Origin of the sequence: Micromonospora sp. BL1 (assembly GCF_003667485.1) — a bacterium.
GTDB classification, from domain to species: Bacteria; Actinomycetota; Actinomycetes; order Mycobacteriales; family Micromonosporaceae; genus Micromonospora; species Micromonospora tulbaghiae.
The window spans coordinates 1-12862 of sequence record NZ_RCVK01000193.1 but is presented as its reverse complement, the minus strand read 5'-3'; the positions used below and the strand labels follow the sequence as shown (position 1 = coordinate 12862).

Annotated in this window: 9 protein-coding genes and 1 pseudogene; 5 read left to right on the top strand and 5 right to left on the bottom strand. The window is 71.9% G+C overall.

Going from position 1 to position 12862, the window contains the following annotated elements:
• Positions 1-969: pseudogene (locus EAD96_RS09630) on the top strand (hypothetical protein); the annotation flags it as partial.
• Positions 970-1040: 71 nt separating this feature from the next.
• Here the strand turns inward: EAD96_RS09630 and pulA are convergent.
• Both pulA and EAD96_RS09620 read right to left on the bottom strand, forming a co-directional pair.
• On the bottom strand, positions 1041-6539 hold the full coding sequence (pulA, locus tag EAD96_RS09625; RefSeq protein WP_121684026.1) for a pullulanase-type alpha-1,6-glucosidase: 5499 nt from the start codon (positions 6537-6539) through the stop codon (positions 1041-1043).
• A gap of 143 nt (positions 6540-6682) precedes the next feature.
• Positions 6683-7369 carry a cellulose binding domain-containing protein gene (locus EAD96_RS09620; protein WP_121684025.1) on the bottom strand — a complete coding sequence of 229 codons (687 nt, stop codon included), beginning with the start codon at positions 7367-7369 and terminating at the stop codon, positions 6683-6685.
• 235 nt (positions 7370-7604) lie between these two features.
• On the opposite strand from EAD96_RS09620, the gene EAD96_RS09615 reads away from it, so the two are divergent.
• Positions 7605-8123, top strand: a complete 519-nt coding sequence (locus tag EAD96_RS09615) for an N-acetyltransferase (RefSeq protein ID WP_233585606.1) — start codon at positions 7605-7607, stop codon at positions 8121-8123.
• Between the two features lie 39 nt (positions 8124-8162).
• Here EAD96_RS09615 and EAD96_RS09610 read toward each other — a convergent pair whose 3' ends face one another.
• Entirely contained in the window at positions 8163-8816 is a 654-nt protein-coding gene (locus tag EAD96_RS09610; protein ID WP_018788275.1) for a GPP34 family phosphoprotein, read from the bottom strand.
• A gap of 198 nt (positions 8817-9014) precedes the next feature.
• Here EAD96_RS09610 and EAD96_RS09605 point away from each other — a divergent pair, with 198 nt between their 5' ends.
• Positions 9015-10526: an APC family permease gene (locus tag EAD96_RS09605; RefSeq protein WP_121684024.1), complete on the top strand. Its 1512-nt coding sequence runs from the start codon at positions 9015-9017 to the stop codon at positions 10524-10526.
• Between the two features lie 51 nt (positions 10527-10577).
• Here the strand turns inward: EAD96_RS09605 and EAD96_RS09600 are convergent, their stop codons facing one another.
• Positions 10578-10967 carry a hypothetical protein gene (locus EAD96_RS09600; protein ID WP_030274248.1) on the bottom strand — a complete coding sequence of 130 codons (390 nt, stop codon included), beginning with the start codon at positions 10965-10967 and terminating at the stop codon, positions 10578-10580.
• A 41-nt stretch (positions 10968-11008) separates the two neighbouring features.
• Positions 11009-11815, bottom strand: a complete 807-nt coding sequence (locus tag EAD96_RS09595) for a hypothetical protein (RefSeq protein ID WP_121684023.1) — start codon at positions 11813-11815, stop codon at positions 11009-11011.
• Here EAD96_RS09595 and EAD96_RS30820 point away from each other — a divergent pair.
• Positions 11814-12002, top strand: coding sequence for a hypothetical protein (locus EAD96_RS30820; protein ID WP_145751969.1), 189 nt, complete (start codon positions 11814-11816; stop codon positions 12000-12002). The genes EAD96_RS09595 and EAD96_RS30820 overlap by 2 nt on opposite strands.
• 41 nt (positions 12003-12043) lie before the next feature.
• The coding region (locus EAD96_RS09590) for a hypothetical protein (RefSeq protein WP_233585604.1) at positions 12044-12862 on the top strand (819 nt) is incomplete at its 3' end.

Below are 12862 nucleotides of genomic sequence, written 5' to 3'. Positions count from 1 at the left end.
CTGGTCGACAACAACGCCGAGGGCGACGGCGGCGCCATCGCCAACTACGGCCGCACCTGGCTCAAGGAGAGCAAGGTCGTCGACAACCACGCCCAGGGCGACGGCGGCGGCGTCTACAACGAGGGCATCCTCAAGGTCGAGGAGACCCACGTCGACGACAACACCGCCGGCGGCAACGGCGGCGGTGTGGCCAACGGCAGCGGCCTGTCCGGTGGGCACGGCCCGGCGGCCTCCGCCGCGCCGAAGGGCTACGACAAGAAGGAGAAGCACCACGAGGCCGGCACTGTCGAGATCTACGGTTCCGACCACGGCAAGGACGGCGTGAAGTCGAGCCTGTCGGACAACCGCGCCGGCAAGAACGGTGGCGGCCTGTTCAGCAGCGGCGGCACCGTCACGGTGTCCTTCACCGCGATCACGGGCAACACCGCCTGCGAGAACGGTGGCGGCGTCTACGCCGAGAACACCGACCTCGACCTGGACAAGGTGCACGTCGCCAAGAACCACGCCGACGGCGACGGCGGCGGTGTCGTGGTCACCGGCGGCAAGCACTGGGGCTACCCGAACGACAAGGAGCACGCCAGCGCCACGATCGCCGACAGCAAGATCGTCGACAACACCGCCAACCGGTTCGGCGGCGGCATCTACAACGGCGAGTGGCTCATCAAGATCGAGGACGGCTTCCTCGCCCGCGACCACGACAAGGACGACAACGCCACCCTCACCATCCGCGACACCGACATCAAGGGCAACACCGCCCTCAACGGCGGCGGCATCTTCAACAACAAGGCGAAGATCACCCTCACCAAGACCCACGTCACCAAGAACACCGCCACCGACTCCAGCAAGCTCCACCGGGTCGCCGGCGGCGTCCTCAACAACGAAGGACGCGTCAAGCTCGACGACAAGTCCCTCATCAGCAACAACGACCCCACCAACTGCGCCAACACCGTCGAGGACTGCTTCAACTGACCTGACGGGCCACCGGTACGCGACCGGCCCCCTGCCACGTGACATGGCAGGGGGCCGGTCGGCCTTGCCGGTCAGCTCTGGACGAACACCGCCACGCTGCGCGCGGGCACGGTGAACGTGCCGGCGGCCCGGTCGAACGACGCGGTACGCAGCGCCGGGTCGGCCGAGTTCCGCAGCACCGGATGCAGCGCCACGTTCGCCCCGCGCAGCCCGGTGACGGTCTGCTCCGCCGTCTCCGGCGTGGCGTTGAAGACGACTGTCACCGACTTCCACTTCCCGTCCAGCCCTCGCGCGTCGAGGGTCATGGTGAGCACGCCCGGGGTCTCCTTCGTCCCGGACAGCGGGAACGCCACCCGCTTCTGCACCTGCTCGGCGGTGTCGAGCCCGAACACCGGCGAGGACCGGCGGACGCGCAGCAGCTCCGTGTACCGGGCGTCGGCCAGCTCGATCGCCGCGCAGTCCGGCACCAGCGACGGATCGGCCAGCAGCGGCTTCGCGTACGACCACTTGTCCTTGTTGTCGGCCTCCGGCGGCAGGCCGGCGCCGAACCCGTTGCCCTGGGCGCAGTCCCACCGGATCTGGTTGAACCAGTCACCGGAGTTGTACGAGTTGCGGTCCAGCGACTTCGAACGCAGCCGCTCGGAGCCGGTGGTCACGAACCCGGCGCCCTGCCCGAGCGCGGTGGTCGCCAGCGCGAGCGCCTGCATCCGGGCCCGGTCCTGTGCCGAGGTCCCCTGCGGCAGCTTGTACGCCAGCGCGTCGTACAGGATCTCGTTGTCGTGCGCGTCGACGTAGGTGACCGCCTCGCCCGGCGCGGCCGTGTATCCGGCCGGGGCGCCGTTGTAGTCGACCTGGGCGCCGGTGACCCGCTTGCCGGTGGAGTCGGTGAACCGGTAGCCGCGCAGGTTCCCGGTCAGCCCCACCTTGATCAGGTCGTGCTGGTGCAGCAGCCGGGCCCGCTGCTCGGCCGCCGAGCCGTTCACCTCGTCACCGTTGGGGTCGGTGTAGAGGCCGGAGGCGAAGCCCTGCACCCGCGGGTTGGCGTCGAACGGGCCGCCGCCGCGCACCGCGTCGCGGAGCCGGTCGTTGAACGTGCCGACGCCGGTGCCGGCCATGTTGGCCTGGGTGGCCTGCGTGAACCGGGCGTCGTCGGCGACCTCGCCGAAGTTCCAGCCCTCGCCGTACAGCAGGATCTTGCGACCGTCCACGCCGTCGCGGGCGAGCGTGAGCTTGTCCAGCGCGGCCCGTACGGCCAGGATGTTCGCCTTCGGGTGGTGGCCCATCAGGTCGAACCGGAACCCGTCCACCTTGTACGCCTTGGCCCAGGTGACCAGCGAGTCCACCACGAGCTTGCCCATCATGGCGTGCTCCGGGGCGGTGTTGGCGCAGCAGGTGGAGTTCGCGACGGTTCCGTCCTCCAGCAGCCGGTGGTAGTAGCCGGGCACCACCTGGTCGAGCACCGACTTCGGGTCGGTGCCGGCGGCCGAGGTGTGGTTGTAGACCACGTCCATGACCACCCGCAGGCCGGCCTGGTTCACCCCGGCGACCATCCGGCGGAACTCGGTGGTGCGCTTCGCGCCGTTCGGGTCTACGGCGTACCCGCCCTCGGGCACCGTGTAGTGCAGCGGGTCGTACCCCCAGTTGTAGCCGTCGGTGCCGGCGACCGCCGCGACGCATTTCTGCTGCTCGTCGGAGTCCGGCGGCAGCGCGGCCAGGTCGCAGTCCGGCCGGGCCTGGTCGGCCCGCTTCTCCGGGATGGTGGCGAAGTCGAAGGCCGGCAGCAGGTGCAGGTGGTTGACCCCGGCGTCGCCGAGCGCCCGCAGGTGCTTCATGCCTGCCGTGTTCGGATCGGTGAACGCCAGGTAGGTGCCCCGGCGCTCGGCCGGGACAGTGGTGTCGGCGATGGAGAAGTCCCGCACCGACAGCTCGGAGATCTGGACCTTCGACGCCGGCGGGGCGGCCGGCTTGCGCAGGTTCGCCCAGCCGGCCGGTGCGAGCGCCGGGTCGGTCAGGTCGACGATCTGGCTGTGCGTGGAGTTCGGGGCGAGCGCCACCGAGTAGGGGTCGGTCACCGACGCGGTGACCATCTTCTGCGTGGCCGGCTGCCACGCCTGCACCCGGTAGCGGTAGTAGCGGCCGTTCCACGCCTTAGTGCCACGTACCGACCAGACGCCGGTGCGGTCGTCGCGGCGCATCGCCACGCTGGTCGGCTGGGCCGTGGGCGAGTCGTACAGCTCCAGCGAGACGGTCCGCGCGGTCGGCGCCCACACCGCCAGGGTGGGCACCCGTCCGGCGAACGTCGGGCCGAGCTTCGCGCCGGTCGCCGCCGCGTAGAGGTCGTCGAGCACGCCGGGGATCTGCACGCCGATGGCGGCGAGCAGCGCACCGTCGGCGTCCCGCTCGGTCACCACGATCTGGCCGCGCAGCGCCGCCGGCACCCGGGCCAGGTCGGCGCGGTCGAGCGTGAAGGCGTGCGAGGCCCAGAGATGGGGGTACGCCTGCCGTTGCGCCTCGGTCAGCCCGTTGCGCTGCGCCCGCAGCCCGATGGTGGTGTACGTGCCGGTCAGCTCGCCGTCGGCGAGGCCGATCCCGCCGGCCGGGGCGACGGCGAGCGCGTACCGCCTGCCGTCGGTCGGCCCGGTCGCCCAGGCGACTGTGGACCTGTCGATCCACTGCGCCTTCTGCTTGGTCAGGTCGAGGTCCTTGGCGGCGCCGGACGTGGTGGTGGGCAACAGCCGTCCCTTCACTCCGGCCAGCAGCCACACCTCGCGTCCGGCGGAGGCGAAGTCGAGCCGCTGGTCCTCGGGCTGGTCCTTCTCGTCACCGGAATGAATGATGTAGCTCAGCCCGGTCGCCCCGGCGGCCAGGGGCACCCGGAACACCGCGCCGTACGCGTCGATCTTCTCCGGCTCGAGCGGAGCGGCCCAGTCGGTCGGGGTGGCCGCGCCGTCCCACAGGTGCAGGCCCCAGCCGTCGTAGTTCCCGTCGGCCTTACGCCAGTGGATCAGCGCCGTGTTCTGGTCCACCGGCGGGTCGGGCTCGCCGGTGGCGGCCTGCCGCGTCGGATAGACCGCCGGGTCGCCCTGCTTGACCCAGACCTCGCCGGTCGCAGTCACGTCGATGGTGCGGTCGTTCGCGACGTCCTTGTTGCCGTCGCCGTCGATCACGAGGAATCCGACCGACTTCGCGCCGGGCTTGAGCTTGACCCAGGCGAACCGGCCGTACGAGTCCTCACCGGCGAACGGCTGCCCGGCGGGCCATTCGGTCACGTACGCCGGGTCGATGTCGCCCCAGGCGTACAGCCGCCAGTCGTCGTACCCGCCGGCCGGGCGCTGGTAGTGCACGATCGCCCAGTCGCGTGACGCGCCCTGTGCGGGGGTGCCGACGGTGCCGGTGGCGCGGGCGGTGGCGGTGCGGCCCTTGCCGTCGCGGACCACCGCCTTGTACTCCACGCGGGTGCCGCCGGGCAGGCCGGTCAGGTCGTGGTGCACGGTGTACGGCGCGCGCTGCGCGGTGCCTAGCAGCGTCCACTTGCCGCCCGCGACCCGGGCGGCGAACGTGACGGTGGCGAGCGGATCGCCGGTCACCTGGGCGGTGACGGCGGTCTTGCCGGGGACCGGGGTGTCGCCCGGCTCGGTGATCGTGATCTTCGGGGCGCCGGCCTGCGGGATCGCCCGGTCGGCCTTCAGCACCAGCGCCGACATCGCCGGCACGGTGACGCTCAACTTGCCGTCCGCGCCGGCAGTCGCGCCCGCGGCGCCGCCGTACACGCCGGTGAAGCGGGCGCCGGCCGACCAGGTGTCCACCGTGACAGTCTGCGGCGTCGCGGCGTTGTTCACCGCCGCCACGTACTCGATCCGGTCGGCGGGCAGGACGCGGGAGAACGCGAACACGCCCGGCCCGTCGGCCGCGTGCCGGGTCACCTGCACGCCGTCGCGCAGCGCCGGGTGCGCCGACCGCAGCTCGCCCAGCTCGGCGATGGTCCGGTAGAGCGGGTGGCGGGTGTCGTACTGGTCGGCGGCGTGGGTACGGGTGGTGCCGATCAGGTCGTCGTCGAGGTAGTCGGCGGTCCGCGAGGCGAACATGTCCTGCCGGGCGTCCTTGTCGCCGCCCGGGCCGGTGAAGCCCTGCTCGTCGCCGGAGTAGACGACCGGCTGGCCGCGGGTGAGGAACATGAGCTGGTGCGCGAGCCGGCTGCGGTTCAGCTGGGTGGCGTCGTCACCGCCGGCGGCGGCGACGAACGAGCCGATCCGGCCCATGTCGTGGTTGCCCAGGAACGTGGTGAGCCGGTTGGCGTTCGTATCCCGCGCGGAGTACAGGTCGTCCTTGGCGTAGACGTCGGCGAGCGCCTTGGCCGAGCCGTCGGCGGCGGCGTACCCGCGTGCCGCCTCCTGGAACGAGAAGTCGAGCGTGGCGGGCAGTCCGCCCTGTCGCACGTAGGTGGACTGGATCTCCTGCTCGGCACTGTAGACCTCGCCGAACATGAAGAAGTCCTTCTTGCCGGCCTTGGCCGCGGCAGCGTCGATGCCGCGGGCGAACTGCGGCCAGAAGTCGAGGTTGGTGTGCTTGACCGTGTCGAGGCGGAACCCGTCCACGCCGGCCTTGCCGATCCACTGGGCGTAGATGTCGGTCATGCCGCGGACCACCTCGGGACGCTCGGTCCACAGGTCGTCGAGGCCGAAGAAGTCGCCGTACTCGCTGTTCTCCCCGGCGAACGTGGAGTCACCGCGGTTGTGGTACATGGTCGGGTCGTTCAGCCACGCCGGTACCTTGACCTTCGCGTCGGCCGGGGTGGCGAACACCGGGGTGTACGGGAACGACTTCTCGTTCACCGCCGGGAACCTCCGGGTGCCGTCGGCGTAGTTGCGGTCCTCGAAGGGGCGTCCCTGCGCGTCGCGGTAGGGGGCGGTCTTCTTGTCCACGTAGCCGTACTTGTCCTCGGCGTACCGGATGACGTCGGCGGTGTGGTTGACGATGATGTCGAGGTAGACCTTGATGCCCCGCCGGTGGGCCAGGTCGACCAGCTTCTTCAGCTCGGCGTTGGTGCCGAAGTGCGGGTCGACCTGGGTGAAGTCGGTGATCCAGTAGCCGTGGTAGCCGGCCGAGACGTCCGCGCCGGCGCCCTGCACCGGCCGGTTCTTGAAGATCGGCGCGAGCCAGATGGCTGTGGTGCCGAGGCCCTGGATGTAGTCCATCCGGTCGATCAGGCCCTTGAGGTCGCCGCCGTGGTAGAAGCCCTTGTCGGCCGGGTCGAGGCCGGTGGTGAGCCGGCCGCCGGTGAGGCCGCCGGTGTCGTTGCGCTTGTCGCCGTTGGCGAACCGGTCCGGCAGGACGAAGTAGAACTGCTCGGCCTTCTTGGTGCCGGCGGCGGCCTTGAGCAGCGCGTCGGGGGACGGCTCGCGGTTCCACTGCGGAGCGTTGCCGGCGGCCAGGACGTCGGGGGTGGCGGCGGCCGGGCCGGTGGCGTCGGCGCCGAGTTGGTGGAGGGCCACCGGCACGCCGACGAGAGTGAGTACGAGGGAGGTGACCAGGGCGAGCAGCGCCTTGGGGGATATCGGCGGCGGTTTCATCGACGGCCTTTCTCTGGTCGCTGATTCGCCCGCACGCTAGCCCTTGCCGAAACATTCTGCAATACCTTGCAAACACTGCCGCAACAAAGCAGTCGCCTTGCAAGAGGAGGCATCCGATGCCGGCCCCTACCGGGCCGCGCGACCTACCGTTCGGCGCAGGGCGTGCCGTCGACGGTGCAGCTCACCGGCCGGGCGCCGGCCCGCTCGATGTGGAACCGCACCGGCAGCGACTGCCCGGGGGCCAGGTCGAACCCGCTGCGGTAGGTCAACACGCCGTCGTCGAAGCGGAACACACCCTGCTCGGCGCCCTCGACCCAGGCGGTGACCAGCCGGCCACCCGGGAACACCGCGCGCACCGTCCAGCCCTGCGCCGTGCGCGCGGTGTTGACCAGCAGCACCTCACCGATGAACCCGCCGTCGAAGGCGCTCGGCACGCTGTACCGGCCGGTCACCGCCGACGGCGGCGTCGGAGGAGGCGTCGGAGGCAGCACCGGCCGGGCCACACCCCGGGGGCTGGGAGTCGACGCGGCCGGAGTCGGCCGGGCGGGCAGCAAGGTGGACCGGGGCGACAGGCCCGGCACCACCGCGGCGGTGGCGGAGACCGGCGACGGGCCGGTGGGGGTGACCGCCGTGGGCGTCGGCGCGACGTGCGGCAGCGACATCACCGGATCCGCCGGACCGGCCGCCGGGAACGTCCGCCGGCCCCGCACCGAACCGAGCGCCACCACCAGCAGGACCACCATCACGACCACGCCCGCGGCGACGAGGATCCAGGGGGACGAGGTCATGGCGGCCCCGGGCTGCGGGCCGGGACGACGCGTGCGGGACATGGTCCTCCTGTCGGGGTCCGGGCCAGAGTAGCCAGCCGGGCCGGGTCGCGGCGAGCATCGCGCCCGAGCCCTGCCGTCCGGTGCCTCGCACCTGATACCTTGCACGCCGATCAATGACCACAATGGCTCGTCGAGCCGGTAGGACGGTTGGCCAGTGACTGAGTGGCAGGACAGTATCCGGCGGGCGTCCGCGACGGACGCCGCCGTCGTGACGGCGATTTTCGCCGAGGCTTTCATGCGGGATCCGGTGAGCGGCTGGGTCTTCCCCGACGACGACCATCGTGCACGTGTCCACCGCGCCTTCTTCGCACCGTTCGTCGCGTTCGCGCTGCGCACCGGTGAGGTGCACATCGCCGGCGACGGCCTGGGCGCCACGCTCTGGCTGCCCACCGGTGAGGGTCACGACGCCGAGGAGGGCGACGAGTTCGAAGGGATGGAGGCCGCGATCGGCGCGGAGGCCATGAAGCGGTTCGCCGTGCTGGACGAGATGATGAGCGCGCGGCACCCGGGTGAGCCGCACCTGTACCTGCCCTTCATCGGGGTGCACCCGGACCATCACGGCAAGGGCGTCGGCTCGGCGCTGCTGCGTAACAAGCTGGCCGAGCTGGATCAGGCCGGCACCGCGGCGTACCTGGAGGCCAGTTCGCCGCGCAACGCCGCGCTCTACGAGCGGCTCGGATTCCGGCGCCGTCCGGTCACGCTGGACCTGCCGGAGGGCCCCAGCCTCTACCCGATGTGGCGCGACCCGGCCTGACCGGTGCCGTCCCGCCCCGGCTCGGCCCGGGGCGGGACGTCATCGCCGTACCGTCGTGGTGGTGACGTCGAGCGCGCCCACGACGGCGGCGAGCAACCCTTCGAGCTGAGCCGGCAGGAACCGGCGGCAGTCACGCATCCGCGCTGCCACCTGCGGATCGAAGATGTGCGCGGCCAGCCCGACCGCCTCGGCGAGGGTCGCCAGCAGCAGCGTCCCCGGGTCCAGCTCGGCCGGGGACGAGTGCATCAGCATCGCGGTCAGCCGCACCCGCGGTGAGGCCGCCTGGTTCGGGTCGATGGCCGGCCAGCGCACCGTCCGGCCGATCAGCTTGCCCTGCTCACGGCGGAGCACGCCGGCGGTGACCAGCCGGGTGCCCACCCGCTCGTTGATGTTGAGCTGCGTCCGCAGGTAGCGGATCCACAGCCGGGCCGGATGCGCCCCCTCGCGGCGCAGGATCTCGGTGATCAGCAGGTCGGTGAGCGGCTCCTGCCACAGCCGCGGATCGACAGCGGCGATCCCCCCTCCGTCGAGGGCGATCCGGCCCTCGAACATCAGCTCGGCGAGCGCGGCGCCGGCCAGCCCGCACTCCAGCCGGTCGACAGCGACGTGCGGCTTGCCGGTGAACTCGTCGTGTCCGATAAGGAACAGCGCATCCGCAAGCCGGTAAGTGGCCTGCGCCCCGGGGTAGGTCATGGTCCATCCTCGAACGGTGGCCGTGATCGTCGACACGGGACGGTACGGCATGACCACGCACAGCTCAATTCCGGCCGATCACGCGCACCCCAATCGATATCGAAGCGGGGTTGTCACGATCAGTGATCACCAATACCCTGCTTCAGGTTGTTCCGAAGTAGACACCTCAATCCCCTCACCCCCTCCCCTGGAGAAGCCTTGTCCTCCGATCCGTTCTTCTCCGACGGCGGGCTGCGCCGCGGTCGTCTCGGCACCGCTCACCTCGTCTTCTTCACCGTCGCCGCGTCCGCCCCGCTGACCGTTCTCGGCGGTGGTGTCACCACCATGTACGCGGTCAGCGGCAACATCGGCGCCGCGCTCGGATACGTGCTCCTCGCCGCCGTGCTCGCCGTCTTCGCCACCGGCTACGCCGCGATGAGCCGGTACGTCGCCAACGCGGGCGCGTTCTACGCGTACATCGCCAACGGCCTCGGCCGGGCCGGCGGGGTGGCCGGCTCGGCTGTCGCGCTCGCGGCGTACAACGCGATCCAGATCGGTCTGTACGGCCTGCTCGGCGCGATCCTGGGCGACTTCATGTCCGCCAAGACCGGCATCGAGCTCGACTGGTGGGTCTGGGCGCTGCTGGCCTGGGTGTTCATCGGCGCGCTCGGCGTCCTGCGCATCGACCTCAACGCCACAGTCCTCGCGGTGCTGCTCATCCTCGAGTGCGTGGCCGTGCTGATCTTCGACCTGGTCGCCTTCGCCAACCCCGACGGCGGCACCGTCACCACCGCCGGCATCAGCCCCGGCCACCTGTTCGGCGCCGGCTTCGGCGCGGTGCTCGCGTTCACCATCGCCTCCTTCACCGGCTTCGAGAGCGGCGCCATCTACAGCGAGGAGGTCAAGGACCCGCGGCGCACCGTGGCCCGGGCCACCTACATCGCGGTCGCGTTCACCGGCCTGTTCTACGCCTTCTCCGCCTGGGCGCTGACCGTGCTCACCGGTCCGGAGAACGCCCCGGCGGCCAGTGCCGAGGCGGGACCGGGCATCATCTTCGGCGCGCTCGACCAGTACACCGGCGCGGTCGTCGCGGACATCGCCAACGTCCTGTTCATCACCAGCGTGCTGGCCGCCCTGCTGTCGTTCCACAACGGCGTGGCGCGCTACCTGTTCGCGCTGGGCCGGGAGCGGGTGCTGCCGGGCTTCCTCGGCGCCACCTCCAGCCGCAGCGGCGCACCGGTCGCGGGCTCGCTCGTGCAGAGCATCCTCGCCGTCGTGGTGTTCCTGGCGTTCGCGATGACCGGCCGTGACCCGGTCATCGACCTGTTCACCTGGCTGTCCGGCGCCGCGGCGGTCGGCGTCGTGCTGCTGATGACGCTCACCTCGGCCTCCGTGGTGGGCTTCTTCCGGGGCCGCCCCGGCCCGGAGAGCGCGTGGCAGCGGGCGATCGCCCCGGCGCTCGGCACGGTCCTGCTCACCGCCGTGCTGCTGGTGCTGCTGTTCAACTTCGACGCGCTGCTCGCCCCCGACACCGCGAGCTACCTGAAGTGGCTGCTGCCGGCGATCCCGGTGGCGGCGGGCCTGATCGGCCTGATCTGGGGCGCGGTCCTGCGCACCAGCCGGCCGGACACGTACCGCCGGATCGGCCAGGTCACCGAGGAGGGCCTGCACGAGCCCGGCCTGCACCCGGCCCCCGAGGCCGACCGCTGGGCCGGCGCCCACCACCGCTGACGCCCGTCGGTGCGGCGGCCGGCCACGCGGCCGGCCGCCGCACCACCACGATCAGGCGGTACGGATGACGGTGCAGATGACCGGGCCGTCCTCGGTGGTGCGCAGCAGGTAGCGGTAGCGCTCGCCGGGGACCGCGCCGCCCTGGCTGTCCAGGAACTCCCAGCGCACCGCCACCTCGGTGAGCAGCGCGGAGATCTGCTGCACGTCCTCGATCTGCGCGTTCGCGGCGACGAGTTCCCGCTCCTGGTAGTCGGGCGCGGCGCCGACGAAACTGAGCGCCACCGCAGCAGGCGAGGTGAACGAGAAGCTGTAGGTGTCGGCGACCACCAGCCCGGGCAGGGCGTAGCAGCCGGCGATGGCCGGCACGTCGGCAGTGGTCAGCGCCACGCCGTACCGGTCGAAGAAGTCGGTGAGCGTGTCGAGGTCGGTGGAAGCCGTCACGACGCTCCTCATTACCGGCCCGCCCCGGCGGCAAACCTTCCTCAGCGCGGCGGGATCCGTACCTCGATCTCGGCGCCGAGGTGCGCGCCGCCGCGCAGCGCCAGGTCGTCGCCGCTCCAGAACCGGCCCGGGTCGTACCAGTTGGGCCGTCGCCCGGCGGGCAGCAGGCCCATCGCCTCATAGGTCACCGCGACGACCTCGGCGCAGTACGCGGTCTCCAGCGCGGCGGCGTTCTCCCTGCCGGCGTCGCCGATCCTGCCCGCGTCGCCGGTATCGCCCCGGTCGCCGGCATCGCCTCGGTGGCCGGTATCGCCGGCCCTGCCCCGGCTGCCGGCCTCGCCCCTGTCGATGATCCTGTTCAGGATGCCGATCTGGTTCCGGTCGCCGGTCCTGCCCCGGAGGGCGCCGAGGCTCAGGCGGCGCGGGTGCGGCAGCCGGCCCCGCGCCCACCGCCAGGCGAGCTGCGCGGTGGACGGGAACGGCGTGCCGTCCAGGCGAGCCACGGTACGCAGCACCGCCTCCTCCATCGCCGTGCCGGCCGGTGGTTCGAGCTGGCGCAGCCAGCCCCGCTGGCCGTACCGGTTGGCCCAGACGCAGACCGCGTCCCGCAGGTCGTGCAGCTGCACGCCGCGCTGGTGGGTGCCGGTCCACATGTCCGGCAGCGAACGCCCCAGCTCGGCGTGCCACATCAGCGGCGGCATGTCGTCGAGCACCACCGCCATGCCGACGTGGTTCACCGGGCTGTTCGTGGTGAGCTGGATGGCCCGGTCGGGCACGCTGCGTCCGCGGAACACCCACAGGTCGCCGGTGCGGGTCAGCTCCACTGCCTCGTCCAGGCTGATGCTCATGGAGGACTACCCTATGCGGATGCGGCAACGGATGCGGTGGTGGAAGGTACTCGGACTCGCGGGTCTCGCCGGCGTCGCGGCGACCGGAGTGGTGGTGGCGCGGGCCGAACGGCGGCGCCGGGCGTACACCCCGGAGGAGATCCGGGAGCGGCTGCGCGAGCGGCACGCCAAGGCCTCCTCGTCCTGACCGGACAGTCGGGGGCGGCGGATTCTCCTACCATCGCAATGATGGGAACCGTTTTCTGGGAGAGCCCGTTCGTCCTCGATCCTCCGCCCGCCGCCGTCGAGCGGCACGGCGACGTCGACCTGCACGTGCCCACCGGCGACGGCCGGCATCCCGCGGTCGTCGTCGTGCACGGCGTACCGGGACCGCCCGAGGCGCCCGACGCGCGGGACTGGCCGCTCTACCGGGGCTACGGCGCGCTGCTCGCCGAGGCGGGCGTGCTGGCCGCGATCCCCCGGCTCACAGTGGCCAGCCCGGACGACCTGTACACGGTCGCCGCCCGGGTCGCCGCCACCGCCGAACTGCTTCGCGCCGACCCGCGCGTCGACCCCGACCGGCTCGGCCTCTGGTTCTTCTCCGGCGCCGGCCTGCTGCTCGGCGACTGGCTCCGCGACCCGCCGGTCTGGCTGCGCGGCGTGGCCGCGACCTATCCGCTGCTGGCCCCGCTTCCCGGATGGCCCCCGGTGGACCCGCGCTTCCGCCCGATAGACGCCCTCGACCTGCCCGCCGGCGCCGCCCACAGCCCGGCGCACCCGGTCGCCGCCCCGCCCTCGGACGCGGCCGCCCCCGTCGACGCCGATGTCGACGTCACGCGAGCAGCCTCTTCCTCTTCCGATGTCGCGGGGTCCGACGCCGCGCGGGCGGAGGGTGCGGCACGGCCGACGCTCGTGCTGACCCGGGCGGGGCGGGAGCGGCCCGAGGTCGCCCCGACGATCGAGGCGTTCACGGCTGTAGCGCGGCGGCGAGGCATCCCGTTGTGCGTGGTGGACGTGCCGAACGGGCAGCACGGATTCGACGCGCTGGACCATACCGAGGAGTCCCCG